The organism is Zhengella mangrovi, assembly GCF_002727065.1.
In the GTDB taxonomy this organism is placed as follows: Bacteria; Pseudomonadota; Alphaproteobacteria; order Rhizobiales; family Rhizobiaceae; genus Zhengella; species Zhengella mangrovi.
The window spans coordinates 1-25,820 of the sequence record NZ_PDVP01000001.1; the positions used below are offsets into that span (position 1 = coordinate 1).

26 protein-coding genes are annotated in these 25,820 nt (G+C 65.9%); 15 read left to right on the forward strand and 11 right to left on the reverse strand.

What is annotated here, in order from left to right; genetic code table 11:
• Positions 1–272 precede the first annotated feature (272 nt).
• Positions 273–1,142, reverse strand: a complete 870-nt coding sequence (locus CSC94_RS00005; protein WP_245408209.1) for an endonuclease/exonuclease/phosphatase family protein — start codon at positions 1,140–1,142, stop codon at positions 273–275.
• Between the two features lie 98 nt (positions 1,143–1,240).
• Between CSC94_RS00005 and obgE the strand changes: the two genes are divergently transcribed.
• From obgE to CSC94_RS00060, 11 genes are all read left to right on the forward strand, one after another.
• On the forward strand, positions 1,241–2,275 hold the full coding sequence (obgE, locus tag CSC94_RS00010) for a GTPase ObgE (protein ID WP_099302465.1): 1,035 nt from the start codon (positions 1,241–1,243) through the stop codon (positions 2,273–2,275).
• A gap of 15 nt (positions 2,276–2,290) precedes the next feature.
• Complete coding sequence (proB, locus tag CSC94_RS00015) at positions 2,291–3,406, forward strand: glutamate 5-kinase (RefSeq protein ID WP_099302467.1); 1,116 nt, start codon at positions 2,291–2,293, stop codon at positions 3,404–3,406.
• Positions 3,407–3,478: 72 nt separating this feature from the next.
• Positions 3,479–4,765, forward strand: coding sequence for a glutamate-5-semialdehyde dehydrogenase (locus CSC94_RS00020; protein ID WP_099302469.1), 1,287 nt, complete (start codon positions 3,479–3,481; stop codon positions 4,763–4,765).
• Positions 4,766–4,803: 38 nt separating this feature from the next.
• Positions 4,804–5,415: a nicotinate-nucleotide adenylyltransferase gene (locus tag CSC94_RS00025; protein WP_099303879.1), complete on the forward strand. Its 612-nt coding sequence runs from the start codon at positions 4,804–4,806 to the stop codon at positions 5,413–5,415.
• A 139-nt stretch (positions 5,416–5,554) separates the two neighbouring features.
• Positions 5,555–5,932 carry a ribosome silencing factor gene (gene rsfS / locus CSC94_RS00030; protein WP_099302471.1) on the forward strand — a complete coding sequence of 126 codons (378 nt, stop codon included), beginning with the start codon at positions 5,555–5,557 and terminating at the stop codon, positions 5,930–5,932.
• A gap of 34 nt (positions 5,933–5,966) precedes the next feature.
• Positions 5,967–6,449: a 23S rRNA (pseudouridine(1915)-N(3))-methyltransferase RlmH gene (gene rlmH, locus CSC94_RS00035; RefSeq protein ID WP_099302473.1), complete on the forward strand. Its 483-nt coding sequence runs from the start codon at positions 5,967–5,969 to the stop codon at positions 6,447–6,449.
• A gap of 65 nt (positions 6,450–6,514) precedes the next feature.
• Positions 6,515–7,879: a murein hydrolase activator EnvC family protein gene (locus tag CSC94_RS00040; RefSeq protein ID WP_245408210.1), complete on the forward strand. Its 1,365-nt coding sequence runs from the start codon at positions 6,515–6,517 to the stop codon at positions 7,877–7,879.
• Positions 7,869–9,203, forward strand: a complete 1,335-nt coding sequence (locus CSC94_RS00045; protein WP_099302475.1) for a S41 family peptidase — start codon at positions 7,869–7,871, stop codon at positions 9,201–9,203. The genes CSC94_RS00040 and CSC94_RS00045 overlap by 11 nt, the downstream gene beginning before the upstream one ends.
• An 88-nt stretch (positions 9,204–9,291) precedes the next feature.
• Positions 9,292–10,482, forward strand: a complete 1,191-nt coding sequence (locus CSC94_RS00050) for a divergent polysaccharide deacetylase family protein (RefSeq protein ID WP_099302477.1) — start codon at positions 9,292–9,294, stop codon at positions 10,480–10,482.
• 21 nt (positions 10,483–10,503) lie between these two features.
• Positions 10,504–11,031: an RNA pyrophosphohydrolase gene (locus CSC94_RS00055; protein WP_165784272.1), complete on the forward strand. Its 528-nt coding sequence runs from the start codon at positions 10,504–10,506 to the stop codon at positions 11,029–11,031.
• Positions 11,028–11,729, forward strand: a complete 702-nt coding sequence (locus CSC94_RS00060) for an aspartate/glutamate racemase family protein (RefSeq protein WP_099302479.1) — start codon at positions 11,028–11,030, stop codon at positions 11,727–11,729. Before CSC94_RS00055 ends, CSC94_RS00060 begins: the two co-directional genes overlap by 4 nt.
• A gap of 57 nt (positions 11,730–11,786) precedes the next feature.
• Here CSC94_RS00060 and CSC94_RS00065 read toward each other — a convergent pair whose 3' ends face one another.
• The 5 genes from CSC94_RS00065 to CSC94_RS00085 form a co-directional block, all read right to left on the reverse strand.
• Positions 11,787–12,194, reverse strand: a complete 408-nt coding sequence (locus CSC94_RS00065; RefSeq protein WP_099302481.1) for a F0F1 ATP synthase subunit epsilon — start codon at positions 12,192–12,194, stop codon at positions 11,787–11,789.
• 68 nt (positions 12,195–12,262) lie between these two features.
• Complete coding sequence (gene atpD, locus CSC94_RS00070; protein ID WP_099302483.1) at positions 12,263–13,738, reverse strand: F0F1 ATP synthase subunit beta; 1,476 nt, start codon at positions 13,736–13,738, stop codon at positions 12,263–12,265.
• A gap of 21 nt (positions 13,739–13,759) precedes the next feature.
• Positions 13,760–14,641: a F0F1 ATP synthase subunit gamma gene (locus tag CSC94_RS00075; RefSeq protein WP_099302485.1), complete on the reverse strand. Its 882-nt coding sequence runs from the start codon at positions 14,639–14,641 to the stop codon at positions 13,760–13,762.
• Between the two features lie 19 nt (positions 14,642–14,660).
• Positions 14,661–16,190 carry a F0F1 ATP synthase subunit alpha gene (gene atpA / locus CSC94_RS00080; protein ID WP_099302487.1) on the reverse strand — a complete coding sequence of 510 codons (1,530 nt, stop codon included), beginning with the start codon at positions 16,188–16,190 and terminating at the stop codon, positions 14,661–14,663.
• Entirely contained in the window at positions 16,190–16,750 is a 561-nt protein-coding gene (locus CSC94_RS00085; RefSeq protein ID WP_099302489.1) for a F0F1 ATP synthase subunit delta, read from the reverse strand. The genes atpA and CSC94_RS00085 overlap by 1 nt, the downstream gene beginning before the upstream one ends.
• Before the next feature lie 2 nt (positions 16,751–16,752).
• Between CSC94_RS00085 and CSC94_RS24440 the strand changes: the two genes are divergently transcribed.
• Positions 16,753–17,001: a hypothetical protein gene (locus CSC94_RS24440; RefSeq protein ID WP_165784273.1), complete on the forward strand. Its 249-nt coding sequence runs from the start codon at positions 16,753–16,755 to the stop codon at positions 16,999–17,001.
• Here the strand turns inward: CSC94_RS24440 and CSC94_RS00090 are convergent.
• The 3 genes from CSC94_RS00090 to CSC94_RS00100 form a co-directional block, all read right to left on the reverse strand.
• The gene (locus tag CSC94_RS00090) at positions 16,991–17,383 is read right to left on the reverse strand and encodes a DUF4345 domain-containing protein (protein WP_099302491.1); all 393 of its coding nucleotides are present in this window, start codon (positions 17,381–17,383) and stop codon (positions 16,991–16,993) included. The two genes, CSC94_RS24440 and CSC94_RS00090, sit on opposite strands and share 11 nt — an antisense overlap.
• 96 nt (positions 17,384–17,479) lie before the next feature.
• A complete protein-coding gene (locus tag CSC94_RS00095) occupies positions 17,480–18,259 on the reverse strand; it encodes a hypothetical protein (protein WP_099302493.1) in 780 nt (259 codons plus the stop codon).
• Positions 18,260–18,398: 139 nt separating this feature from the next.
• Positions 18,399–19,241, reverse strand: coding sequence for a helix-turn-helix domain-containing protein (locus CSC94_RS00100; protein ID WP_099302495.1), 843 nt, complete (start codon positions 19,239–19,241; stop codon positions 18,399–18,401).
• A gap of 120 nt (positions 19,242–19,361) precedes the next feature.
• On the opposite strand from CSC94_RS00100, the gene CSC94_RS00105 reads away from it, so the two are divergent.
• Positions 19,362–19,595, forward strand: coding sequence for a DUF2061 domain-containing protein (locus tag CSC94_RS00105; protein ID WP_099302497.1), 234 nt, complete (start codon positions 19,362–19,364; stop codon positions 19,593–19,595).
• 13 nt (positions 19,596–19,608) lie between these two features.
• On the opposite strand, the gene CSC94_RS00110 is transcribed toward CSC94_RS00105, so the two are convergent.
• Both CSC94_RS00110 and CSC94_RS00115 read right to left on the reverse strand, forming a co-directional pair.
• Positions 19,609–20,394, reverse strand: a complete 786-nt coding sequence (locus CSC94_RS00110) for an ion transporter (RefSeq protein ID WP_099302499.1) — start codon at positions 20,392–20,394, stop codon at positions 19,609–19,611.
• Between the two features lie 66 nt (positions 20,395–20,460).
• Positions 20,461–22,644 (reverse strand): primosomal protein N', encoded by a 2,184-nt coding sequence (locus tag CSC94_RS00115; RefSeq protein WP_099302501.1) that lies wholly within the window; start codon positions 22,642–22,644, stop codon positions 20,461–20,463.
• A gap of 89 nt (positions 22,645–22,733) precedes the next feature.
• Here CSC94_RS00115 and fsa point away from each other — a divergent pair, with 89 nt between their 5' ends.
• Positions 22,734–23,390: a fructose-6-phosphate aldolase gene (gene fsa / locus CSC94_RS00120; protein WP_099302503.1), complete on the forward strand. Its 657-nt coding sequence runs from the start codon at positions 22,734–22,736 to the stop codon at positions 23,388–23,390.
• 110 nt (positions 23,391–23,500) lie between these two features.
• Positions 23,501–25,774 (forward strand): response regulator, encoded by a 2,274-nt coding sequence (locus tag CSC94_RS00125; protein WP_165784275.1) that lies wholly within the window; start codon positions 23,501–23,503, stop codon positions 25,772–25,774.
• Positions 25,775–25,820: the final 46 nt, after the last annotated feature.

Sequence of the window (25,820 nt, forward strand, 5' to 3'; positions counted from 1 at the left end):
GACCCTTCGCCGCCAACCGTGATCACGAAGGCATCGTCATCCCCCGCCGACGCCGGCAGAGCAACCGCCAACGCAAGTAGGCTCGCTGCCCACATCGCAACCGGCCGCAGACGCAGCCGCACCTTCGGCTGCTGACGCAGCCGTCGTCCAGTAATCTGATTCATAATAGCCCCGACCCGCACACTGGTCTCAGGGCAATAGCTTTGGGGACTAGGGTTAAGGTAAGGTTAAGAAGATGAGAATTTCAGCACGGATGAAGTCGGCCCGAAGCTTCAGGTCATCGTCACCCAGACCGGCCGGTGATCCGAGCCCGTTGCCTCCGAATCGACCCTCGCATCCCGGAAACGATGGGCAATTCCGGCGCTTGCAAAGCAGAAATCGAGCCGTCGCGGCTGCAGATGCCCGGCAGGATCGAACCAGCTGTCGGCACCGTCTGCCGTCACCGAGACATCGCGGACGAAACGGGCATTCGTGCGCCGCCCGTATTCCGGATCCAGCGGTCCGGTCAGGATCACGTATTCCGGTGATTCGGGATCCATGTTGAAATCGCCCATCAGCACGAAGTCCTCCGGAGCCGGCAGTTCCGGGTAGCCGAGGCTGGCAAGCCCGGTCGCGGCTCCGCCGTCAAGCCGGTGCTCCAGCGCCGCCCGGAGCAGCCAGCGGATCTGGGCGGACCGCTCGGCGGCGCTCGTGTGATCGAGATGGACGGAGTGGAACCGGACCGGACCGGCGGGCGTCCCGATGATCGCCTCCAGCGCGCCGCGCTGCAGGTTGAGCACGTCGATGGACCGGCTGCGCGGCAGCAGGAAATTGCGCGACGCCAGGATCGGGCCGCGCGAAAGGATCATGTTCCCGAACTCGAAATAGCGGCTGACCGCCTTCCCGTCGATGATCGCGCTGCCCATGTCGACCTGGTATGGGGCGCCGTAGACGTGAAAATACTCCGGCAGGAGCGCGGCGAGGCCAGCCACCATGTCATGCCCGCCGTTCTGCGGGTTGTTCCGGCAGACCTCCTGCAGCGCGATCACGTCCGCCCCGCGCACCTCGCCGGCAATCCGCTCCAGGTCGTAGCGACCGTCCATGCCGGTGCCGTACTGGATGTTGTAGGTCACGCAGGTGAATGCCATCGTCTCGTCTTTCATCAGGAATTGGCCGATATCTCTCGCGATTCGGCCAAACATGCGCTAGAGCAGCGGTTTGGAAAACCCGGCAATCATTCACCGAACAGTGCGACAGTCTCATGAAGTTTCTCGACCAGGCAAAGGTCTATATCCGATCCGGTGACGGCGGAGCCGGCTCCGTCTCCTTCCGGCGTGAGAAATACATCGAGTTCGGCGGACCGGACGGCGGCGACGGCGGACGCGGCGGCGACGTCTGGGTGGAAGCGGTCGACGGCCTGAACACGCTGATCGACTACCGCTACCAGCAGCACTTCAAGGCCAAGACGGGCATGCACGGCATGGGCCGCCACAAGACCGGCGCCAAGGGAGCCGATGTCCTGCTGAAGGTTCCGGCCGGCACCCAGATCTTCGAGGAAGACAACGAGACCCTGATCTGCGACCTGACCGAGACTGGCCAGCGCTTCCGCCTTGCCAAGGGCGGCAACGGCGGCTTCGGCAACATGCATTTCAAGTCGTCCACCAACCAGGCGCCGCGCCGTGCCAATCCGGGCCTTCCCGGCGAGGAACGGACGGTCTGGCTGCGCCTCAAGCTGATCGCCGATGCCGGTCTCGTCGGCCTGCCCAATGCCGGCAAGTCGACCTTCCTGGCCGCCATGACACGTGCCAAGCCGAAGATTGCCGACTATCCCTTCACAACCCTGCATCCCAACCTCGGCGTGGCCCGCATCGATGCCCGCGAATTCGTCATCGCCGACATTCCCGGCCTGATCGAGGGCGCCCACGAGGGCATCGGGATCGGGGACCGCTTCCTCGGCCATGTCGAGCGTACGCGCGTCCTGCTGCATCTCGTCTCCGGCCGCGAGGAGGATGTCGGCGCCGTGTACCGGACCGTGCGCAACGAGCTGGAAGCCTATGGCCACGGCCTCGTCGACAAGCCGGAGATCGTGGCGCTGTCGCAGGCCGACCTGCTCGACGGGACGCAAAGGGCCGAGAAGCTGGCCGACCTTGGGGCCGCCTGCGGCCGTGACCCGCTGCTGATTTCCGCGGCGACCGGGGAAGGCATGGAAGACGTCCAGCGGGCCCTGATGGCCGTCATCGAAAAGGCCCGCGGGTCGGAAACGCCGCAAGAGCCTGACGAGCGCTGGCAGAAGTAGGGTCCGGGTTCCGCCATGCTCTCTTCCTACAGACGCATCACGGTGAAGATCGGTTCGGCTCTGCTGGTCGACCGCAAGGCCGGCCTGAAACGCGGCTGGCTGGCTTCCATGGTGGCCGACATTGCCCGCCTCAAGGCGGCCGGGTCGGATGTCGTGGTGGTCTCCTCCGGCGCCATCGCGCTTGGCCGGACCATCCTCGGTCTCGGCCGCAGGCAGTTGAAGCTCGAGGAGAGCCAGGCCGCCGCCGCGGTCGGCCAGATCGCCCTCGCCCAGGCCTGGGCCGAGGAACTGGCGCGCCATTCCATCACGGCCGGGCAGGTGCTCGTCACGCTCGGCGATACCGAGGAGCGGCGCCGCTACCTCAATGCCCGCGCCACTGTCGGGACGCTGCTGAAGCTCGGCGCGGTACCGGTCGTCAACGAGAACGACACCGTTGCGACCACCGAGATCCGCTATGGCGACAACGACCGGCTCGCCGCCCGCGTCGCCACCATGATGACGAGTGATCTTCTCGTCCTGCTGTCCGATATCGACGGGCTCTACACCGCGCCCCCGGCCACCAACCCGGATGCGCAACACATCCCGGTCGTCGAGCGGATCACGCCGGAGATCGAGGCCATGGCCGGCGCGGCTGCCTCCGAACTGTCGCGGGGCGGCATGCGCACCAAGCTGGATGCCGGCAAGATCGCAACGACGGCAGGCACCACGATGATCATCACCTCGGGCGAAACCAACCATCCCCTCCGCGCTGTCGAACAGGGTGCCCGCCACACGCTTTTCGCGCCCGTCCCGAGCCCCGTGTCCGGCTACAAGAGCTGGATCGCCGGGCAACTGGAGCCGGCCGGGCGGCTGGTCATCGACGACGGTGCGCTGAAGGCGCTGAAGGACGGAAAGTCGCTGCTGGCGGCCGGCGTGCGCGCCGTTTCCGGCCACTTCGCCCGCGGTGACACGGTGGCCGTCATGACGCCCGGGGGCCAGGAGGTTGCCCGTGGCCTCATCGCCTACGATGCCGCCGACGCGACGCGGATCGCCGGATGCAAGAGTACGGAAATCGAGCAGGTTCTGGGCTACCAGGCGCGATCGGCCATGATCCACCGCGACGACCTCGTCGTCACCGCGCCGGATCGCTGATCCGCCGGGGTGGCTGCGACATTGCCCGCCGCGTCGTGCCGGTGTATGCACCTGCCGAGATGGAGGCCCGACATGCTGACAGGCAAGATCGCCAGCGACAATGACATCCATGCCCTGATGGCCGCGATCGGCCGGCGCGCCCGCGCCGCCGCCGCGCCGCTGGCCATCGCCTCCCCGCAGGCCAAGCACGCCGCGCTGCTGGCCATGGCCGAGGCCGTGGAAGCCGGCATGGCATCCATCCTGGAAGCCAATGCCATCGACATGCAGAACGGCGTCAAGGCCGGGCTGTCGTCCGCCATGCTCGACCGGCTGAAGCTGGACGATGCGCGCATTCGCGCCATGGCCGACGGCATCCGCGCCATTGCCGGGCTGAAGGACCCGGTCGGCGAGATCATCGACGAATGGGATCGCCCGAACGGCCTCCACATCGAGCGCGTGCGCACGCCCCTTGGCGTGATCGGCGTCATCTACGAAAGCCGCCCCAACGTCACCGCCGATGCCGGCGCCCTTTGCCTGAAGGCGGGCAATGCCGTCATCCTGCGCGGCGGATCGGACTCCGTGAACTCGTCCGCCGCCATCCACGCCTGCCTCGTGCGCGGTCTGGAAGCGGCCGGCCTTCCCGTCGATGCGATCCAGCGCGTGCCGGTGACCGACCGCGCGGCCGTCGGCGAACTGCTGACCGGCCTCGAAGGCAATATCGATGTGATCGTGCCCCGCGGCGGCAAGAGCCTCGTCGCGCGCGTCCAGGCCGATGCCCGCGTGCCGGTCTTCGCGCACCTCGAGGGCATCTGCCACGTCTATGTCGACCGCTCGGCGGACCTGGAGATGGCCGTGGCCATCGTGCTCAACGCCAAGATGCGCCGCACCGGCATCTGCGGTGCGGCCGAAACCCTCCTGGTCGACCGGGCCTGTGCGGAAACCCACCTGCGCCCGATCCTTGAGGCGCTCGCGGCCAAGGGTTGCGAAATCCGCGGCGACGACGCCGTCATGGCGCTCTGGGACCAGGCGAAGGAAGCGGCCGCCGAGGACTGGTCGACCGAATACCTCGACGCCATCATTTCGGTGGCCATCGTCGACGGCATTTCCGGCGCCATCGAACACATCAACCGCTACTCCTCCCATCACACGGAGGCGATCATTGCGGAGGATCCGCAGGCCGTGGAGCGCTTCTTCAACGAGATCGACAGCGCCATCCTGTTGCACAATGCCTCGACCCAGTTCGCCGACGGCGGCGAGTTCGGCATGGGGGCAGAGATCGGCATTGCCACCGGCAAGATGCACGCCCGCGGTCCCGTTGGCGTCGAGCAGTTGACCTCGTTCAAGTACCGCGTGCGCGGCACCGGGCAGACACGTCCCTGATGCCCGGACACGAAGGCGTTCCGGCGAACTACCTGCGCATGCCGGCCACCGCGCCCGGCCTGCGCGTCGGCCTGTTCGGCGGCTCGTTCAACCCGCCCCACGCCGGCCATGCCCTGGTGGCGGAAATCGCCCTGCGCCGCCTGGACCTCGACCAGCTCTGGTGGATCGTCACGCCGGGCAATCCGCTGAAGGACAATTCCAACCTCGCGCCGCTGGCCTGGCGCATTGCCGCGTCCGAAGCCGTCAAGCCGGGCCCCAAGGTCAAGGTAACCGCCTTCGAGGCAGCCCATCACGTCCGCTTCACCGCCGACACGCTGTCGCTCGTCAAGGCCCGCAAGCCGGGCGTCCGCTTCGTTTGGATCATGGGCGCGGACAACCTGAAGTCCTTTCACCGCTGGCAGCGATGGAAAGCGATCGCGCGCACGTTCCCGATCGCCGTGATCGACCGGCCGGGTGCGACCCTGTCCTTCCTTTCCTCACGCATGGCCAAGACCTTTGCCGAGGCCCGTATCGACGAGGCGGATGCTCCGCGCCTTGCCTTTCTCGACGCCCCGGCCTGGACCTTCATTCACGGCCCCCGGTCGTCGCTGTCCTCCACGCAGCTGCGCGCCGAGGGCGCAGGCCACCGGTCCGGAACCGGCTCCGTGTGAAACCGTTTCACAGCTCGTGTCTTGAAAATGAAGAACATTGCTGCCACCTTTTTGGGGTACGCCCTGCCGGGTGCGCAATGTTGCTCTCATGATGAAAGGAAAGACACTGAGAACAGCAACGGAAACGAAGGCACAGGAAATGCCTTCACGGGCTGAGGCCAGCCGGAGTGCCGGCGCCGAAGCAGCCCTCAGGACGGCCATCGAATCGCTTGAAGACTCCAAGGCCGAAGACATTGTTTCCATTGACATTCAGGGCAAGTCGAGCCTGGCGGACTACATGATCGTCGCCTCGGGGCGGTCGCATCGTCACGTCGCCGCGGTCGCCGATCACCTGATCAAGGCGCTCAAGGATGCCGGCTATGGCACCGCGCGCGTCGAGGGTCTGGCGAGCGCCGACTGGGTGTTGATTGATTCGGGCGACATCATCGTCCACGTCTTCCGCCCCGAGGTCCGCGAGTTCTACAACATCGAAAAGATGTGGCAGGCTCCGGACCTGGAGGACAGCACCCTGCACTGAACCCTGGGGGGTTCGGCAACAGGACGTCGGTCGGATGCGAATGTCGATTCATGCCGTGGGCCGGATGAAGGCCGGCCCCGAACGGGACCTGTCAGCGCGCTATATCGAGCGTCTTGCCAAGGCCGGCCCGCCGCTCGGCCTCGAGTTCGCCGGCGTCAGGGAAATCGCGGAAAGCCGCGCCGGCACGGCCGAGCAGCGCAAGGGCGAGGAAGGCCAGCCGCTTCTGCGCGCCGTCGAGGACGGGGCGTTCCTTGTTCTGCTTGACGAAACCGGAAAATCCATCGGATCGGAAGATTTCGCCCGGCGCCTGGCGGTCCTGCGCGACGACGGCCAGCGCGATATCGTTTTCGCCATCGGCGGACCGGATGGCCATGATCCCGCGCTGCGCCAGAAGGCCGGTCTGCTGCTCTCGTTCGGGCGCATGACCTGGCCGCACCAGCTCGCGCGCATCCTGCTTGCCGAACAGCTTTACCGCGCATGCACCATACTGTCGGGTCATCCCTACCACCGGGCATGAGCATCGCAGCGCCGCGATCGTCTTTGGTTAATGATTCCTTGAGATTGCTTGGGTATGGTCTGGCCATGATGCCGCGATTCCCCTTGGCTGCACCGCATTTCCGCCGGCTGATCCTGTCGGTCGGCATGGCGCTGTTTGCCCTGACGCCGGCGTCCATGGCTCAGGACGAGCCTCAGCCGGACCCCTCGGTCCTCGAAGCGAGGCAGGCAGAGACACGTGCCGCCTATGAACGCCTGGCCGCGGAAATGGCCGCGTCCGAAGACCGCAAGGCGGCGCTGGCCGCCGAGATTGAATCGCTGAAGAAGGATTCGACGGCGATCACCTCGGCCCTGATCCAGTCGGCCCGGACGGAAAAGAAGCTGGCCGACGATGTTGCCGCGATCGCCGGCCGGGTTGCCGACCTGAACGTCCAGCAGGATTCGGTCCGCCAGTCGCTGCGCAAGCGCCGCGGGGTGCTCGCCGAGGTTCTGGCCGCGCTTCAGCGCATGGGCCTCAATCCGCCACCGGCCATCCTGGTCCGGCCCGAAGATGCGCTCGGTTCGGTGCGCAGTGCCATTCTCCTCGGTGCGGTCGTGCCCGAACTCCGCGCCCAGACGGAAATCCTGGTTGCCGACCTGGAAGAACTCAAGCGGGTCACGGCGGCCATCCACCGCGAGCGCGCGCGGCTCGAAAACGCCGTTCGCGACCAGGTGGCCGAACGCCAGCGCCTCGATGCGCTCTTGAAGCAGAAACAGGCCCTGCGCGAACAGACGGAAGCGCAGATTGCCGCGGAGACCGAAAAGGCCGAGCAGTTGGCGGCCAAGGCGACGTCGCTGCAGGACCTCATCACGTCGCTCGACACCGAGATCGCCTCGGTCCGCGAGGCCCGCGAGGCGGCGCGCAAGGCTGCCGCGGAAGAACAGCAGCGCACCGACCGGCTCGCCCGGCTGCGCGAGCAGGACCAGCCGGTTCCCGAGGAAAACCGGCTACGGACCGGCCTGCCATTCGATGCCATGAAGAACAGGCTCCTGCTGCCGGTCTCGGGGCAACTCAACCACCGTTTCGGACAGCCCTCCGGCGATGGCCTGCACGCCATCGGCGACACCATTCAAACACAATCGGGCTCTATCGTTACCGCGCTTGCGGATGGCATCGTGCTCTTCGCGGGCGCCTTCCGCTCCTACGGCAAACTCTTGATCCTGGACGCGGGCGATGGGTATCATGTTGTCATGGCGGGCATGGCGCAACTCAACGTGATACAGGGCCAGAAAGTGTCGGCGGGTGAGCCGGTCGGCGTGATGGGGGAAAAGCGCGTTGCGGCTGTTGCCGTGACGGGTAATGACATCCAACAACCGGAACTCTATGTGGAGTTCCGGAAAGACAAGAAACCCGTTGATCCGGCCGCATGGTGGTCGGACAAGGTAGCCGGAAGGACGAGGAATGATTCGTAAGCTGACACTTCTTGGCGCTGGTGCCATCATGGGCGCGGTGACGGTGACTGCGGTCAATGGCGGACCATGGTGGCCAGCCAATGCCGCGGGCTCGGAGACCTACCGGCAGCTGGCCATTTTCGGCGACATTTTCGAACGTGTCCGCGCACAGTACGTCACCCCGCCCGACGAGAAGAAACTGATCGAGTCGGCCATCAACGGGATGCTGACCTCGCTGGATCCGCACTCCTCCTATCTCAATGCCGATGACGCCAAGGACATGCGCGTCCAGACCAAGGGCGAGTTCGGCGGCCTTGGCATCGAGGTGACCATGGAGAACGAGCTGGTCAAGGTGATCACGCCGATCGACGATACCCCGGCCATGCGCGCGGGTGTCCTGGCGGGCGACCTCATCTCGCAGATCGATGGCCAGGAAGTGCGCGGCCTGACCCTGGCCGACGCGGTCGACAAGATGCGCGGCGAGGTCAACACGCCCATCGAGCTGACCATCCTGCGCGAAGGCGCCGACAAGCCGATCAAGATCAAGATCGTGCGCGACGTCATCAAGGTGAAGGCGGTCAAGTATCGCGTCGAGGAGGACGTCGGCTACCTCAAGATCACATCCTTCACCGAAAAGACCTTCGGCGACCTGCAGGACGCGATCACCACGATCAAGAAGGACGTTCCGGACGACAAGCTCAAGGGCTACGTCCTTGACCTGCGCCTGAACCCGGGCGGACTGCTCGACCAGGCGGTGGCCGTCTCCGACGCCTTCCTCGACAAGGGCGAGATCGTCCGCACCAAGGGCCGCGAGGAGCGCAACATCGATCTCTACTCCGCCCGTGCAGGGGACCTGACCAACGGCAAGCCGCTGATCGTCCTGATCAACGGCGGATCGGCCAGCGCCTCCGAGATCGTTGCCGGCGCGCTGCAGGATCATCGCCGCGCCACGGTGCTCGGCACCCGTTCCTTCGGCAAGGGATCGGTCCAGACCATCATCCCGCTGCAGGAAAACGGCGCCCTTCGCCTGACCACGGCGCTCTATTACACGCCGTCGGGCAAGTCGATCCAGGGTCACGGCATCGATCCGGACATCAAGGTCGACCAGCCCCTGCCGGACGAGCTGAAGGGCCGTGACCTGACGCGCGGCGAATCCGATCTCCCCGGCCACATCAAGGGCGTGGAGGAAGATGACAAAGGCTCCGGCTCGATCGCCTACGTCCCGCCGGAAGCCAAGGACGACCTCCAGCTGCAGGCCGCGCTCGACCTCATCCGCGGCAAGACCACCAACGCGGCATTCCCGCCGGATCCGGAAAAGGACGTGGTTCTCCAGCAGTCGGAATGATCCCTTGAGCCGCCGCCGCGAGGCGGCGGCTTCCCTCCATGCCACGACCGCGCCGGACGGCCGGCCGATGCCACGATCCGGATAGATGATGAGCGAAAGCGGACAGTTCAGGCGCGAGCGGGAGATCGACAAGCCGCTTGGCCAGGACGGCCGCCCGCCGGTTCGCCGCATCGCCATGCCGCGAGGTGTTCTCGGCGCCCTTGTGGCCATCGTCGTGGTGGCTCTGCCAGCCGGCTGGATCGCGCTGTCGCGTGACCCCTTCCGGGAAATGCATCCCGACGTCTCGTCGGTCCCCGAAACCCAGCCGGCAAGGCCGTCGGCCGCTGAACCGCCCGCCGCGCCCGCCTCCGGCGAGGCGAAGGGAGACGGCCCCGCGATCATCAAGGTCCAGCCAGACGACGCCCCCGCCGCCGATAGCGGCCAGGCGTCGCAAAGCGTCATCGTGATCCGCAACCCGTCGGAGATGAAGCAGGACAGCCGCACGGCCCACCTGCCGGACCGCGCGCTGATCGAACAGTCGGAACACGGCCCACTGCCGGTGGTTGGACCGGACGGCAGGCGCCCCTTCGACGTCTACGCCGGCAGTTGGTCCGGCTCCCGCGGCGCCAAGGTGGCCATCGTCATCGGCGGCCTCGGTCTCTCCCAGACCGGCACCCAGGCGGCCATCAGGAAGCTGCCGCAGGGTGTGACACTGGCCTTTTCTCCGCAGGGCAACAGCCTCACGCGCTGGATGCAGGAAGGCCGCCGGTCGGGGCACGAGATCCTCATGCAGATCCCGCTGGAGCCCTTCGATTATCCCAGGACGAACCCCGGGCGCAACACGCTGACAGTGGAAGCCCCGCCCCGCACCAACCTCGCAAACCTGCACTGGGCGCTCGGCCGGACAACCAACTATGTCGGCGTGATGAATTACATGGGCGCCCGGTTCATGGCAGACCACGAAGCGATGAAGCCGGTCATGGCCGATCTCGCCGCCCGTGGCCTGATGTTCCTGGACGACGGCAGCTATGGCCGCTCGGCCGCGCCCGACCTGGCCGCGGGTGACCGCATGCCCTTCGCCAGCGGCGACGCGATCATCGACCAGGTCCAGGACAAGGCCGAGATCCTGAAGAAGCTCGACGAACTGGAGGCCACTGCCCGGGCGCGGGGGTCGGCCATTGGCAGCGGATCGGCCTTCGATGTGACCGTCGATACGGTTGCCGCCTGGGTTGGCGAAGCCAGGATGCGCGGCATCGAGATCGTGCCGGTGTCGGCGCTGGCAGCCGATCCGCGGCAGTGAATCACCGGGACTGGGGACAGCATGGTCAAGAAGAACGTGAAACCGGACGATCTCCCCTATCGGCCCTGTGCCGGCGTGATGGTGCTCAACCGGGATGGCATGGTGTGGGCCGGACGGCGCATTGCCGAGGATGACAGCGAGATGGCCGGGGCCTCCCACCTCTGGCAGATGCCGCAGGGCGGCATCGACAAGGGCGAGACGCCGCTCGAAGCCGCCTGGCGCGAGCTTTACGAGGAAACCGGCATTCGCACCGCCTCGCTGATCGAGGAGGCGCCGGACTGGGTCTACTACGACCTGCCGGACGACCTCGTCGGCATCGCCCTGAAGGGCAAGTATCGCGGCCAGAAACAGCGCTGGTTTGCCTTCCGCTTCGAGGGTGACGACAACGAAATCCGGATCAATCCGCCGCCGGGAGGCCATGCGGCCGAGTTCGATGCCTGGGAGTGGAAGCCCATGGCGCAATTGCCGGGCCTGATCGTCCCCTTCAAGCGACGCGTCTACGAGGAGGTTGTTGCCGCCTTTTCCCACCTGGCCGGGACATCCGCGTGAAGCTGATCGGCCTGCTCGGCGGCATGAGCTGGGAATCCACGGCGCTTTACTACCGCCTGATGAACGAAACGGTGAAACGGGAGCGCGGCGGGCTGCATTCCGCACGGATCCTTCTTCATTCTGTCGACTTCCACGAGATAGAGCAACGCCAGCATGCCGGCGACTGGGGCGGAACCGCCGGAATCCTGACATCGGCCGCACGCGGGCTGAAATCCGCCGGCGCCGATTTCCTCGTCATCGCTACCAACACCATGCACAGGGTCGCCGGTGAGATCGAAGCCGGGTCGCAGCTGCCCATCCTTCATATCGCCGACCCGACGGGGGCCGCACTGGAAACCGCCGGCATACGGACGGTCGCCCTGCTGGGGACCCGCTTCACCATGGAGCAGGATTTCTATCGTGGACGGCTCGAGGCCGCTTTCGGACTGGATGTCCTGGTGCCCGAAACCACGGAACGGGAAGTAATCCACCGTGTCATCTATGAGGAACTCTGCCTCGGCGTCCGGAATCCGGAGTCGGCGGATCGCTTTGCAGCCATCATTGCCCGTATGCGCGACGAAGGCGCGGAAGCGGTCATCCTGGGCTGCACCGAAATCGGCATGATCATCGACAGCGCCAATTCGCCGCTTCCGGTCTTCGACACGACGGAACTCCACGCCCGCGCCGCGGTCATGATGGCACTGAACGGACACCCATAAAAAACGGGCCCCGAAGGGCCCGCTTCCGAAAACATGGATGTCATCTTGTACCGGCACTCAGGCCGGCAGGATGGCCCCGTGCAGCGTCGTCAGCTGGTCGAGATATTCCTGCGCGCGCTGCTTGTGATCGTCTTCCTGCGCGTCGGCGAGGTCTTCGCGCGCATCGGCGATGCGCTGCTCCAGGTCGCCACGGTCGATGTCGTCGACATGGACGGCCGCCTCGGCGAGCACGGTGCAGCTTTCCGGCATGACGTCGGCGAAGCCGCCGAAGATGACGTACCGCTCGGCCTTGCCACCGGACATGTTGACCGTCATGACCCCCGGACGGATCGACGTCATCAGAGGGGCATGGCTGGCCATGACCGTCATCTCGCCGTCGGCGCCCGGAATCACCACGGTCTCGACCTCTTCCGAGATCAGCAGCCGTTCCGGCGAGACCAGTTCGAACTTGAAGGATTGAGCCATGACGCCCTACCGGTTCCTTGGTTCATGCGGCGCGGACCGGATCGCCCGCGCCTGATTTCAGGTCAGGTTCAGGCCGCTTCCGCGGCCATCTTCTGGGCCTTCTCGACGGCTTCCTCGATGGAGCCGACCATGTAGAAGGCAGGCTCCGGCAGGTGATCGTATTCGCCGGCGCACAGACCCTTGAAGCCCTTGATCGTGTCTTCCAGGTCGACGAGCTTGCCCGGCGAACCGGTGAAGACCTCGGCCACGAAGAACGGCTGCGACAGGAAGCGCTCGATCTTGCGGGCGCGGGCCACGGTCAGCTTGTCCTCTTCGGAAAGCTCGTCCATGCCGAGGATGGCGATGATGTCCTGGAGCGACTTGTAACGCTGCAGGATCGACTGCACCTGGCGGGCCACATCGTAATGCTCTTCGCCGACGATCATCGGGTCCAGCATGCGCGAGGTGGAGTCGAGCGGATCCACGGCCGGGTAGATGCCCTTTTCCGCGATCGAGCGCGACAGAACCGTCGTGGCGTCAAGGTGCGCGAACGAGGTCGCCGGCGCCGGGTCGGTCAGGTCGTCGGCCGGCACGTAGATGGCCTGCACCGAGGTGATCGAACCCTTGGTCGTGGTGGTGATGCGCTCCTGCATGGCGCCCATGTCGGTCGCCAGCGTCGGCTGGTAGCCCACCGCCGAGGGAATGCGGCCCAGGAGGGCGGACACTTCGGAACCGGCCTGGGTAAAGCGGAAGATGTTGTCCACGAAGAACAGCACGTCCTGACCTTCGTCACGGAAGTGCTCGGCCACCGTCAGGCCCGACAGGGCGACGCGGGCGCGGGCACCGGGCGGCTCGTTCATCTGGCCGTAGACCAGCGCGGCCTTGGAGCCTTCGCCGCCGCCGAGCTTGTTCACGCCCGACTCGATCATCTCGTGGTAGAGGTCGTTGCCTTCGCGGGTGCGCTCACCCACGCCGGCGAACACCGAGTAACCGCCGTGCGCCTTGGCGACGTTGTTGATCAGTTCCATGATCAGAACCGTCTTGCCGACGCCGGCGCCACCGAACAGGCCGATCTTGCCGCCCTTGGCGTAGGGGGCGAGCAGGTCGACGACCTTGATGCCCGTCACCAGGATTTCCGCCTCGGTGGACTGCTCCACGTAGGCCGGCGCTTCCTGGTGGATCGCGCGGGTGGTCTTCGTTTCGATCGGGCCGGCTTCGTCAACCGGCTGGCCGATGACGTTCATGATGCGGCCGAGCGTTTCCGGACCGACCGGCACGGAGATCGGCGCGCCCATGTCGACGACGTCCTGGCCGCGCACGAGGCCTTCGGTGGCGTCCATGGCGATGCAGCGCACCGTGTTCTCACCGAGATGCTGCGCCACTTCGAGCACGAGCCGGTTGCCGTTGTTGTCCGTCTCCAGGGCGTTCAGGATCGGCGGAAGGTGATCCGTGAAGGCGACGTCGACAACGGCGCCGATGACCTGGGTGATCTTGCCGGAAGCACCGGAAGCCTTTGCAGCGGTCTTCTTGGCCGCCGCGGTTTTGGGGGTCGCTGCTTTTGCCATCGATCCTTACCTTTTCTAACCTCAGAGCGCCTCGGCGCCCGAAATGATTTCAATGAGTTCCTTGGTGATCTGCGCCTGGCGCTGACGGTTGTAGGAAAGCGTCAGCTTGTCGATCATCTCACCGGCATTGCGGGTCGCATTGTCCATGGCGGACATCTGCGCGCCGTAGAAGGAAGCCTGGTTTTCCAGGAGAGCGCGGAACACCTGGACGGAAATGTTCCGCGGGATCAGCGTTTCGAGGATGGTGCCGGCGTCCGGTTCGTATTCGTAGGTCGCGCCCGAGGTATCGGCCGCCGCCTCTTCCGAGTCGGCCTTGGCAGGAATGATCTGCTGGGCCGTCGGCACCTGGCTGATGACCGACTTGAACTCCGAGTAGAACAGCGTGCAGACGTCGAACTGCCCGTCGTCGAATAGCGCAATGACCTTCTTGCCGATGGCATCGGCATTGGTGAAGCCGATGTTGCGCACTTCGCGAAGGTCGACGCGGTCGATGATCAGGTTGGCATGATCGCGGCGCAGCTGGTCGTAACCCTTCTTGCCGACGCACAGGATCTTGACCTGCTTGCCGTCGGCCAGAAGGCGGCGGACGTGGTCGCGGGCCAGGCGGACGATCTGCGTGTTGAAGCCGCCGCAAAGGCCGCGTTCACCGGTGCAGACGACCAGCAGGTGCGTGTCGTCCTTGCCCGTTCCCGTCATCAGGCGGGGCGCCTCGGCGCCGTCGCCCACGACCGCGGCAATATTGGCAAGCACCGAACCCATCCGCTGGGAATAGGGACGGGCGGCCTCCGCCGACTCCTGCGCACGGCGCAGTTTTGCGGCGGCGACCATCTGCATCGCCTTGGTGATCTTCTGCGTCGCCTTGACCGAAGCAATGCGAACGCGGAGGTCTTTCAAAGAGGCCATGTCGGTTCCCGTTCAGCTATCAGGCGAAGCTCTTGGCGTAAGCGTCGATCTGGGCCTTCAGCTTTTCCTCGATGTCCGGCGTCAGCGCCTTCTCGGTGCGGATGGCTTCCAGCACGTCCTTGCCTTCGCCGCGCATGTGCGCAAGCAGGCCCTGCTCGAACTTGCCGACCTGGTTCACTGCAAGCTTGTCGAGGTAGCCCTTGACACCCGCGTAGATCACCGCGACCTGCTCTTCGGTCTTGAGCGGCGAGAACTGCGGCTGCTTGAGCAGCTCGGTCAGGCGCGCACCGCGGTTCAGCAGGCGCTGGGTGGCGGCGTCGAGGTCGGAACCGAACTGGGCGAAGGCCGCCATTTCGCGGTACTGGGCCAGTTCGCCCTTGATCGAGCCGGCGACCTGCTTCATCGCCTTGATCTGCGCCGACGACCCCACGCGAGACACCGACAGGCCGACGTTCACGGCCGGGCGGATGCCCTGGAAGAACAGGTCGGTTTCAAGGAAGATCTGGCCGTCGGTGATCGAGATCACGTTGGTCGGAATGAACGCCGACACGTCGTTGCCCTGCGTCTCGATGACCGGGAGCGCGGTCAGCGAACCGGCGCCATTGTCCTCGTTCAGCTTGGCGGCGCGCTCCAGAAGGCGGGAGTGCAGGTAGAAAACGTCGCCCGGGTAGGCTTCGCGGCCCGGCGGGCGGCGCAGCAGCAGCGACATCTGGCGGTAGGCGACGGCCTGCTTGGACAGGTCGTCGTAGCCGATCAGCGCATGCATGCCGTTGTCGCGGAAATATTCACCGATGGCGCAGCCGGCGAACGGTGCCAGGAACTGCATCGGCGCCGGGTCGGACGCGGTGGCCGCGATCACGACCGAGTACTCCAGCGCGCCGCGGTCTTCCAGGACCTTCACGAACTGGGCAACGGTCGACCGCTTCTGGCCGACGGCGACGTAGACGCAGAACAGCTTGTCCTTGTCCGGGCCGTTGTCGTGGATCGGCTTCTGGTTCAGGAACGTGTCCAGGATGATGGCGGTCTTGCCGGTCTGGCGGTCACCGATGACCAGCTCGCGCTGGCCGCGGCCGACCGGGATCAGGGCGTCGATCGCCTTCAGGCCCGTCGACATCGGCTCGTGCACCGACTTGCGCGGGATGATGCCGGGCGCCTTGACGTCGACCTGGCGGCGTTCCTTGGCCTTGATCGGGCCCTTGCCGTCGATCGGGTTGCCCAGCGCGTCGACGACGCGGCCGAGCAGTTCCGGACCCACGGCGATGTCGACGATCGAGCCGCTGCGCTTGACCGTGTCGCCTTCCTTGATGTCACGGTCGGAACCGAAGATAACGACACCGACGTTATCGCTTTCCAGGTTCAGCGCCATGCCCTGGATGCCGCCCGGGAACTCGACCAGTTCGCCCGCCTGGACGTTGTCGAGACCGTAGACGCGGGCAATGCCGTCACCAACGGAGAGAACCTGTCCGACTTCGGAGACCTCAGCCTCCTTGCCGAAATTCTTGATCTGATCTTTCAGGATTGCGGAAATTTCCGCGGCGCGGATATCCATCAGCCGACCTCTTTCAGTGCAAGCTTCATCGAAGTGAGTTTCGTTTTGAGCGACGTGTCGATCTGCCGGGAACCGATCTTCACGATCAGGCCACCGAGAATGCTGGGATCAACCGTCAGATTGATGGTGACGTCCTTGCCGGCAACCTGCTTCAGCGCGGCAGAGAGTTCCTTCTGCTGCGTCGCGTTCAGCTCGTGCGCGGAGGTCACGTCCGCGGCGATCTCGCCGCGGGCCTCTGCGGCGATCGCGCGGTAGGCAGCGATGATGCCGGGCAGGGCGAACAGCCGACGGTTCCGGGCAACGACCTTCAGGAAGTGGGCCAGGAGACCTTCGATCTGGGACTTTTCGGCGATGGCCGTGATCGCCCGGTACTGGTCGTCGGCGGAGAACACCGGGCTCTCGATCAGGCGCTTGAAATCGGCCGACTCGCCGATCAGCGTTTCGATCTGGCCAAGACCGCTTTCGACCGCTTCGACCACGCCGGCATCAGCCGCCAGCTCGTAAAGCGAGCCCGCATAGCGCTTGGCAACACCGGAAATGAGAGAGGATGACTGTGTCACGGGTGACCGTTTCTCTTCCTGGCGGGATCAAGACCCTGCTGTCAGCGGCCGTCACCGCCTTCAGCAAACTCTTGATCGAATTGACGTTTTTTGGCATGGCTCAAGGCGCGGCCGCCTTGTTTCCGCCAAAATGCGTCTGCCGTCTAACACACCCTTCCGAGACTCGCAACATGGCCGCTGTCATGCTTTTGGATCAGGTTGACGCACCCGGACAGCCCTCGCGGGCGAAAAACATTCGCGTCAGCTTATGAATCCGAAAGCATAGGAACTGGCCAGCCCGCAGATGACGAGGCTGAGAAGCAGCGTGAAGGCCACCGCGACTCGCGTGGCGCTGCGCGAGAAAAGGGCCAGCACGCTGCCAAGCGTGGCCATGCCCCAGCAGATCGCGAGCGCGGCATAGAGGGTGGGCTGGGCCAGCAGGATGCTGGCGGCGCCGAGCCCGAACATCAGCCCGCCCGGCAATCCGCGCGCCAGGGCCGCCGCATCGCCGTTGCCCTTGGCGCCGGGTGCCAGGATGGTCAGCGCAAGGCGGGGAGCCACCATCATCAGCAGGCCGAGAACCACCGTTGCGACGGCCGCCCAGAAAGCGAGCCACTCGCCTTGGCTGATCGGCCAGGGAAAAGCGAGATCCATCGGCAGGCGTCCTTTGTCAGGTGAGGTTGGCGCCCGGAGATTCGGGCCGGATCCAAGAAGAATCCGCTGACCCTTCCCCTGTCAAGCGGACGCCGGCTACTTCACGCTGCGGTTGGCCGCATCGGGGCCGCAGAGCCCGGTGACGGGGATGGACGATCCCTTTGCCTCACCCCGCGACAGGGTCATCGTCCCGTCCACCAGCGTCAGCACCTTTTGCCGCTCGGTCACGGAGAAGGAGAGATCGATCAACACCGGGTCCGCCTCCAGCGTGCGGTAGCGCCGTTCCTCGCCCTTCCCCTCGCTGGTCCGGCTGACCAGCGCCAGTTCACGTAAGAGGCCGTTGATCCGGGCATAGCCGCGCTCGAAGGTTCCCAGCCCGTCGAATCGGCGCTCGGTGAAGAGCAGCGTCGCCGGATCGGCATAAACCGTCTTGTAGCTGGTCAACTGCTTTTCCGGCGGCTGATCGGCCACGCCGTCCTCGTCGGGAAGCGAAGCCGCATCGCCGGTCTCCTTGCCGTCCGGTGGGCCATCGCGCAGGAACCGGCAGTGCACGCCCGGATGCTCGAAGCCGATGGCCGAGACGGTCGGCGGCGAATCAGGCGGGTTCGGCAGGTCCGGACCGTCCTCCCCGGCGGTTGTGGTATCGTCCGGAACTGCCGGCTTGTCCTGCGCCGACGGGTCCGGCGCCGCTGGTTCGGATGCCGGGGCGTTTGCAGCCGGCGCATCCGCCGCCTGTTTCGGCTTCGTGGTGTCCGTTGCCGGTGACGCGGACGGCTGCCCGGCATCCGGCGCCTTCGCTTCCTCGGCCAGCAGCAGCGAGCCGGCGAGTCCGGCGGCCAGCAGCGTCGTCGTCCAGATCGTGCGCGTCAGCCGCATGGTTGCCTTGAACTCCGCTCGATTGTGTCAGTTGCGAATCTATCCATTTGGCAGGATGGGGCAAGGGCCGGGTCCCGGGCGGGACGGCAGGCCGCATCATCGCGTTCAGCCGGAGACGGCATGAGGCATCGGAGCCGCCTCACTCCAGCATGGCGGCGATGACCCGCGCCGAGGAACGCGCATCCACTTCCGAATCGCGCACGAGCTGGTCGAAATGCGCCGTCAGCGCCTGCACCTGGCGGCTTTCCCGGAACACCAGATACTGGCTGCCGATGTAGACGACGCCGATCAGCGGACCGAACACCGTGACCGGCGCCGAATAGACCTTGCGGCTGTCGTAGAGATAGAGGCGCAGCGAGGGATAGAGCCGCTCGCAATTGCTGGCCATCACCTCGATCTGGCGCCGCCGGGCACGCTCGGGCAGCCCGGCCCAGTAGCCCTCGCCGCGCGCCAGCGAGCGGATCATCTCCAGCGACACGCAGATCTCGTAATCCGAGCCCGGCGATTGCAGGAATTGCGCCTGGTCTTCGACCGCCGCGGTGGCCTGCGCCGGCGTCTTGTCCAGGAACGCCGAGTATTCGAACTCAAGGACCGCGTCGGTCTTCAGGATGTCGGGCAGCGTCGCAGGCACGTAGCGGATCTTGTGACCGGCCGCCTCGCGATGCCACGCGCGGATCTGGTCGTCAGACGGCGTATGCTTGGCATCGGCCACGCGGAAACTGGCCTGCAGCAGGTCGGCCGCCGTTTCGCTGCGCTCCGAGAGGCCGAGCAGCCAGTCGGCGGAAATGCCGAGCGCCGTCGCACACTGCGCGGCCAGGTGGGCGTTCGGAAGCCGCAGGTCGTCCGCCCCGCCCAGCACCTGGGCAATCGTCGACCGGTCGACGCCGCAGGCCCGCGCCAGTCCGCTGCGGCTCATGCCCGTGGCGGCCATGCGGCTGGCCAGTCGTTCGCGGAACAGCCGCGCTCTTTCTTCCTTGTTCATGATTTTTCTCATCAGATCAGGGAATCGTCAACAATCTGGTGTTTTCGCAGCAAATTATCAGAATTCCCGTGACCTGCAATCACCGGCTACACCATCGCCATCGAAACACGGGAGACTGGAATGGAATCGCGGACGAGAACGGTCGCCAAGGCGATCACCTGGCAATTGCTCGGCCTGTGCACGATGAGCCTGCTGGCGTGGTTCCAGACCGGCAGCGTCACCGGTGCCTTCTCCTTCGCGCTATCCGCCGCCCTGGTCGGTTTCGTGATGTTCTTCGTTCACGAAAGGATCTGGGGTTTCGTCTCCTGGGGTCGCCGCCATCTGCCGCAACTCAGGAATGGCGCGCGCGGCTGACCGGCCGCAGGTCTCACACCGATCCTTCGGTCGGAATGTGCAGGATGGCGCCGCAGTGCTTGCAGTGAACCGCGTCGGCATCGTGCAGGAACAGGCCGCAGGTCTGGCATTCGTGATGCACCTTGGACGGCCGGAACAGAACCTGCAGCAGCCGCAGGAAGAGGGTGACACCGAAGATCATGACCCCGACGGAGAGCATCCGCCCCGATGTGCCCGTCAGCGTGATGTCGCCGAAACCCGTCGTGGTCAGCGTCGTGACCGTGAAATAGAGCGCATCGGCGTAGTTGCGGATCTCCGGGTTCGCGCCCACCTGCAGCGCGTAGATGAGTCCCGTCATCACGAACAGGAAGACGCCCAGGTTGACCGAGGCCAGCACCACGTCCTCGTGCTTGCGGAAATACTGGAAGTCCTGCCGCAGCCGGCTGAGCAACTGGTAGGTGTGCAGCAGCCGCAGCGTGCGCAGGATGCGCAGGAAACCGAAGCCCTCCCCGGCAATCGGCGCCAGGAAGGAGAGCACGGCCGCGACATCCGCCCAGGTCGACAGCCGGAGCAGGAAGCGCCCGCGCTGCGGCTCCAGCAGCACCCGGACGATGAAATCGGCCAGGATCAGCACACCGAAGACGAGGTCGACGGCCTCGACGAACCGTGTCCGCTCGAAGAAGGAGGTGACGATCACGAACCCGATCGTGACGAGATCGAACGCCAGCAGCCCGTAGCGAAAGCGGTGCGCCGCCGGCGTATCGTCTTCGTAATATGACCTGATCCGGTCCAGCACGGCCCCTGCCCCTTGCAAATCCATCCCGGTGTCCCGTCCAGTTTGCAGAAACCGCGCCGGTTGACCAGACCCGGCGTCTGCGCGTGCCTGTTACAGGAAGCTTTGCGGATCGATGTCCACCTGCACGCGGATCTGGCCGCGCTCCTTCGGTCCGGCCTTCAGCAGGGCGCGAATGAAGCCCTGCAGGTCTGCCCGGCGATCGCCGTGGACCAGGAGCCGCACCCGGTGCCTTCCGCGGATCAGCGCCAGCGGCGCTTCCGCCGGCCCCAGCAGCAGGATGCCGGGTGCCGGTGGCGCGGCCGAACGCAGGCCGCGCGCGTGCCCCATGGCTTCGCCAGCCGTTGGCGCCGAGACGATGATCCCGGCCAGCCGGCCGAAGGGTGGCAGCCCGGCCTTTTCCCGCTCCGCGATCTCGCGTGCGTAGAAGGCCTCGCGGTCGCCGGAAACGATGGCCCGCATTACCGGGTGGTCCGGCTGGTAGGTCTGGATCAGGCCGAGGCTCTTCTTGCCGGTCCGCCCGGCCCGCCCCGTGACCTGGCTCAGCAGCTGGAAGGTGCGCTCCGCCGCCCGCGGGTCGCCATTCGTCAGGCCGATATCCGCGTCGACGACACCGACCAGCGTCATGCCGGGGAAATTGTGCCCCTTGGCCACGAGTTGCGTGCCCACGACGATGTCGGCTTCGCCTTCGGCGATGGCTTCCAGTTCAAGGCGCAGCCGCTTCACGCCACCCATCAGGTCCGACGACAGCACGATGATCCGCGCATCCGGAAAATGCGAGGCGGCTTCCTCGGCGATCCGCTCGATGCCGGGACCGCAGGCGACCAGGTGATCCAGCGTTCCGCACTCGGGACAGGCTTCCGGCTTCGGTTCGTGATAGCCGCAATGATGGCACATGATCTGGCCGCGGAAGCGGTGCTCGACAAGCCAGCTCGAGCAGTCAGGGCACTGGAACCGGTGGCCGCAGACGCGGCACAGGGTGAGCGGGGCATACCCGCGCCGGTTCAGGAACAGCAGCGACTGCTCGCCGGCTTCCAGTGTCCGCTCCATCGCGGTCAGCAGGACCGGCGACAGGAATCCGCCGCGCGCGGGCGGGTGACGCCGCATGTCGACCGCCTTCAGGTCGGGCAGCGCCGCGTCGGCGAAACGCACCGGCAGCGTCACATGCCGGTAACGGCCCTGGTCGGCGTTGACCCGGCTTTCGACCGAAGGGGTCGCGGAGGCCAGCACCACCGGGAACCCGCCGATATGCCCGCGCACCACGGCCATGTCGCGGGCGTTGTAGAAAACCCGGTCTTCCTGCTTGTAGGCCGGGTCGTGCTCCTCGTCGACGATGATCAGGCCGAGTTCGCGAAACGGCAGGAACAGGGCCGATCGCGCGCCGGCAACGACCCGCACCCGACCTTCCGCAACCTGGCGCCAGACCTTTTCGCGCGCGCGCGGCGCCATGTCGGAATGCCACTCGGCCGGCCGCGCGCCGAACCGGTCGTGAAAGCGCTCTAGGAAGGCCTGCGTGAGCGCGATTTCCGGCAGCAGGATGAGCACCTGCCGGCCGGCCTCCAGCGCCGCTGCCACCGCCTCGAAATAGACCTCCGTCTTGCCGGACCCGGTCACGCCGTCCAGCAGCGTGACCGAATAGCCTCCGGTCGTAACGGCCCCGAACAGGTTGTCGGCGGCCGCCGACTGCTCCGCCGTGAGGTCCTGCCGCCCGAACCGCGAATCGGGCACGGGCACCACCGGGGGCGCCGGCAGGTAGACCGTCTCGAACACCTCCTGCGACCGCAGTCCGTCGACGACACCGAGCGACACGCCGGCCGCGTGGGCAAGGCCGGAACGGGTCCAGGCCATGCCGTCGCCAGCCATCTCCAGCACCCGCTCCCGGGCTGCCGTCATGCGGTCCGGGCGCCTCTCCGTGAGCCGCAGGCCTTCCACCGGCGGTTCCGGATCGAGTGCGGCCGGCGCGCGCAGTGCCATCCGCGCCACGAGCCCGGGCGGCGAAAGCGTCCAGGCGGCCACCCAGTCGATGAAGCGGCGCATGTCGGCCGAAAGCGGCGGACAGTCGAACACGCGGCTGACCGCTCGAAGCTTGCGGGGATCGACGGAACCGCCGCCCTGGTCCCAGACCACGCCGATCACCTCGCGCGGACCCAGCGGCACGGCCACGATCGCCCCGGGGGCGGCATCCATTCCCTCGGGCAAGGCATAGGTGTAGGGAGTTTCGGACGGCATCGGCACCAGCACCGCGACCGTCCGGTTTTCGGCCGAATCTTGTGTCATGACGGGTGACCTTGCCCCGATTGTGCGATAAGGGGAAGCCGAATTGAAACGGCCGGTGCAGCCGTTCGCAGCCATTGACGGAGCATGCCATGAAGTTTTTTGTCGATACCGCCGACGTCGCCGAGATCCGCGAACTCAACGCCCTGGGTCTTCTGGACGGCGTCACCACCAATCCCTCGCTGATCATGAAGTCCGGGCGCGACATCATGGAAGTGACGAAGGAGATCTGCTCCATCGTCGAAGGTCCGGTGTCCGCCGAGGTCACCGCGCTGGACTATGACGAGATGCTCAAGGAAGCCGCTGTCCTGACGAAGATCGCCGACAACATCTGCGTCAAGCTTCCGCTGACGCTGGATGGTCTCAAGGCCTGCAAGGCGCTCACCGCCGACGGCGTGAAGACCAACGTCACGCTCTGCTTCTCGGCCAACCAGGCGCTTCTGGCCGCCAAGGCCGGCGCCACCTTCATCTCGCCCTTCATCGGCCGCCTCGATGACATTCACATCAACGGCATGGACCTGATCGGCGAAATTCGCACGATCTACGACAACTACGGCTTCCAGACCGAGATTCTCGCGGCCTCCATCCGTACGGTCAACCATGTCAAGGAAGCCGCGCTGATCGGCGCCGACGTGGCCACCATCCCGCCGGCCACCCTGAAGGCGCTGGTCAAGCATCCGCTGACCGACAAGGGCCTCGAAGGCTTCCTCGCCGACTGGGCCAAGACCGGCCAGAAGATCGGCGGCTGACAGGCAGCGCCGCGTCCGCGCCGTGAAAATCGTTAGTAATTGCTAAAAGCTTTATTTACCTCCGCCATGCCATGGTCGCGGCCATCGGGCGGGGGTAAATGGTGAGAACAATGGCTTGGCGCGACCGGCTGCTGACGGTCGGACATCCCCAGAGCGAATCCCTGACGGTGGAGCAGTTCCGCCTGGTGCGCGCCGCCGTCATGCCCCTTTTTGTCGGGATTTTCGTGATTGCCGCGGTCAACGCGCTGCTCATGGCCGCCTATGCGCCGGCGATTGTCGCCGTCGCCCCGCTGGCCACGCTCGCCGTATTCTCGCTGGTTCGCGGCTATGCCTGGTGGACCAGCATCGGCCATGAACCCGACATCGCGACGATGCGCACCGAGCTTCGCCGCGTCGTCATCCATTCGCTGGTCATGGGGCTATTGTTCCCGCTGGCGATCATGCTGCCGCCCGTGGTGGCCGCGGGAGAGGCCGAATCGGTCCAGAGCGCCATTTCCATCCTTCTCGCGCTGACCCTGTGCGGCTTCTGCTTCCAGGCATTGCCTGCCGCCTCGCTGGCGGTGTTCACCGGCGCCCTCCCGGCCATGATGCTGCTGCCGGTCACCCATGCCAGCGTCGTCAATATCGCCCTCGCGATTGCCTATCTCGCCACCGGCATCCTTGCGCTCGAGATGACCTTCAAGACCTTTGCCGCGCTGGTCGGCGGCATCGAGGCCAGGTCGCGGCTCGATTCGTTCAGGCAGGCCACGATCCGGGCGCAGCAGGGCAAGAGCCAGTTCCTTGCCAACATGAGCCACGAGATCCGCACCCCGCTGAACGGCGTTCTCGGCATGGCGGAACTGCTCCACCGCACCCGCCAGGACGCGCGCCAGGAAAACTATACCAGCGTGATCATAAAGTCCGGCAATGCGTTGCTGTCGACGATCAACGACATCCTTGATTTCTCCAGGCTGGAAGCGGGGCAACTCGTCCTCGACAGCTCGGCCTTCTGCCTCGCGGACCTCGCCGAAGACGTGGCGCAATTCCACGCCGAGACCGCGCGCGAGAAGAAGATCGAGATCATCGAGCGGGTTGATCCCAACCTGCCCAGTCACTTCAAGGGCGATGTCGGACGCATCCGCCAGGTTCTCTCCAGCCTCGTCTCCAACGCCGTCAAGTTCACCGACAAGGGTCATGTGCTCATCGACATCTCCGGCAGGATCGAACGCGGCGCCTCTGAAATCGTGGTCCGCGTCGAGGACACCGGCGTCGGCATCGAACCGGCGCGCCTGTCCTCGATCTTCGATCGCTTCGCGCAAGGCGACGACACCTCGCGGCGCCGCCACGAGGGCGCCGGCCTCGGCCTGGCCATTGCCTTGCGCCTCGTCCACATGATGGATGGCGAGATCGGGGTGGAGAGCCAGCCAGGGCAGGGATCCACCTTCTGGGTCCGCCTGCCGCTGGAGGTGCACGAAGTTCTCGAGGCGCCGATACATCTTCCCGCCGAAGCGAACGGAGCCCGGGTCCTGATCGTCGATGACAACGCCGTCAACCGCTCCATTCTCACCGAACAGCTCCGGCTCTGGGAGTTCGAGACCGCCGCCGTCGAGAACGGCGAACTGGCCCTTGCCTTCATCGGCAAGTCGCTGGAACTGGGGGCGCCCGTCGACTGCGTCATCCTCGATTACCGCATGCCCGGAATGAACGGCATCGACGTCGCCAGCAGGTTGCGCGCCAATCCCGCCACGGCCCGCCTGCCGATCGTCTTCCTGTCCTCGGCCGGGCAGGACGTGATCGAGGAAGCCGGGTTCGATCCCGACCTGACGGTCTGCCTTGCCAAGCCTGCCCGCCACTCGGTCCTGCGCGAGACCGTCGTCACCGCCATCGCAAGGGGGCGGCAACAAGGCTGGAATGCCGCCGCCGGACGGTTCAACCCGATCCATCACCCTCGCCCGCCGGCGGCCCGCCGATCCGCTGCGGTCCAGGAACCGCGCCGCCCCGCGACGATCGACGTGCTGGTGGTGGAGCCCGACGAAATCCAGCAGGCTGCCTATCGCCAGTCCTTGGATGCCCTCCAACTGGAGCACCGGATTGCCGAGACGGGGGAGGAGGCCATCGCTCTCGCCCGCGAAGCCCGCCCGCGGCTGACCTTGCTGAATACGACCCTCCCCGATATCGAGTGGAACGACGTGGTCACCGCCATACGCGCCGACGGGATCCTTCCGGACGGCGCGCTGCCGATTGTTTTCGCGCTGGTCTCGCGCGAAGGCCCTGGATCGATGCACGGCGCCTTGCCGAAGGGCCTCGACGGCCGGCTGGAAAAACCGGTGTCCCCGGCCAAGCTGTCGAGCCTTGCCGGGACATGGCTGCGCCGCAACGCCGATCCGCTCAAGAAGTCGGCCTGACGCATCGGGTTGGCTGTCTCGATTGAAACAGGAACGCGGGTCCCGG

What these genes read in the sequence shown, in the direction of transcription:
- CSC94_RS00005 (WP_245408209.1), bottom strand. Translation starts at nt 1,142, where the DNA reads ATGAAAGACGAGACGATGGCATTCACCTGCGTGACCTACAACATCCAG.
- obgE (WP_099302465.1), top strand. Translation starts at nt 1,241, where the DNA reads ATGAAGTTTCTCGACCAGGCAAAGGTCTATATCCGATCCGGTGACGGC.
- proB (WP_099302467.1), top strand. Translation starts at nt 2,291, where the DNA reads ATGCTCTCTTCCTACAGACGCATCACGGTGAAGATCGGTTCGGCTCTG.
- CSC94_RS00020 (WP_099302469.1), top strand. Translation starts at nt 3,479, where the DNA reads ATGCTGACAGGCAAGATCGCCAGCGACAATGACATCCATGCCCTGATG.
- CSC94_RS00025 (WP_099303879.1), top strand. Translation starts at nt 4,804, where the DNA reads ATGCCGGCCACCGCGCCCGGCCTGCGCGTCGGCCTGTTCGGCGGCTCG.
- rsfS (WP_099302471.1), top strand. Translation starts at nt 5,555, where the DNA reads ATGCCTTCACGGGCTGAGGCCAGCCGGAGTGCCGGCGCCGAAGCAGCC.
- rlmH (WP_099302473.1), top strand. Translation starts at nt 5,967, where the DNA reads ATGCGAATGTCGATTCATGCCGTGGGCCGGATGAAGGCCGGCCCCGAA.
- CSC94_RS00040 (WP_245408210.1), top strand. Translation starts at nt 6,515, where the DNA reads ATGATGCCGCGATTCCCCTTGGCTGCACCGCATTTCCGCCGGCTGATC.
- CSC94_RS00045 (WP_099302475.1), top strand. Translation starts at nt 7,869, where the DNA reads ATGATTCGTAAGCTGACACTTCTTGGCGCTGGTGCCATCATGGGCGCG.
- CSC94_RS00050 (WP_099302477.1), top strand. Translation starts at nt 9,292, where the DNA reads ATGAGCGAAAGCGGACAGTTCAGGCGCGAGCGGGAGATCGACAAGCCG.
- CSC94_RS00055 (WP_165784272.1), top strand. Translation starts at nt 10,504, where the DNA reads ATGGTCAAGAAGAACGTGAAACCGGACGATCTCCCCTATCGGCCCTGT.
- CSC94_RS00065 (WP_099302481.1), bottom strand. Translation starts at nt 12,194, where the DNA reads ATGGCTCAATCCTTCAAGTTCGAACTGGTCTCGCCGGAACGGCTGCTG.
- atpD (WP_099302483.1), bottom strand. Translation starts at nt 13,738, where the DNA reads ATGGCAAAAGCAGCGACCCCCAAAACCGCGGCGGCCAAGAAGACCGCT.
- CSC94_RS00075 (WP_099302485.1), bottom strand. Translation starts at nt 14,641, where the DNA reads ATGGCCTCTTTGAAAGACCTCCGCGTTCGCATTGCTTCGGTCAAGGCG.
- atpA (WP_099302487.1), bottom strand. Translation starts at nt 16,190, where the DNA reads ATGGATATCCGCGCCGCGGAAATTTCCGCAATCCTGAAAGATCAGATC.
- CSC94_RS00090 (WP_099302491.1), bottom strand. Translation starts at nt 17,383, where the DNA reads ATGGATCTCGCTTTTCCCTGGCCGATCAGCCAAGGCGAGTGGCTCGCT.
- CSC94_RS00095 (WP_099302493.1), bottom strand. Translation starts at nt 18,259, where the DNA reads ATGCGGCTGACGCGCACGATCTGGACGACGACGCTGCTGGCCGCCGGA.
- CSC94_RS00100 (WP_099302495.1), bottom strand. Translation starts at nt 19,241, where the DNA reads ATGAACAAGGAAGAAAGAGCGCGGCTGTTCCGCGAACGACTGGCCAGC.
- CSC94_RS00105 (WP_099302497.1), top strand. Translation starts at nt 19,362, where the DNA reads ATGGAATCGCGGACGAGAACGGTCGCCAAGGCGATCACCTGGCAATTG.
- CSC94_RS00110 (WP_099302499.1), bottom strand. Translation starts at nt 20,394, where the DNA reads ATGGATTTGCAAGGGGCAGGGGCCGTGCTGGACCGGATCAGGTCATAT.
- CSC94_RS00115 (WP_099302501.1), bottom strand. Translation starts at nt 22,644, where the DNA reads ATGACACAAGATTCGGCCGAAAACCGGACGGTCGCGGTGCTGGTGCCG.
- fsa (WP_099302503.1), top strand. Translation starts at nt 22,734, where the DNA reads ATGAAGTTTTTTGTCGATACCGCCGACGTCGCCGAGATCCGCGAACTC.
- CSC94_RS00125 (WP_165784275.1), top strand. Translation starts at nt 23,501, where the DNA reads ATGGCTTGGCGCGACCGGCTGCTGACGGTCGGACATCCCCAGAGCGAA.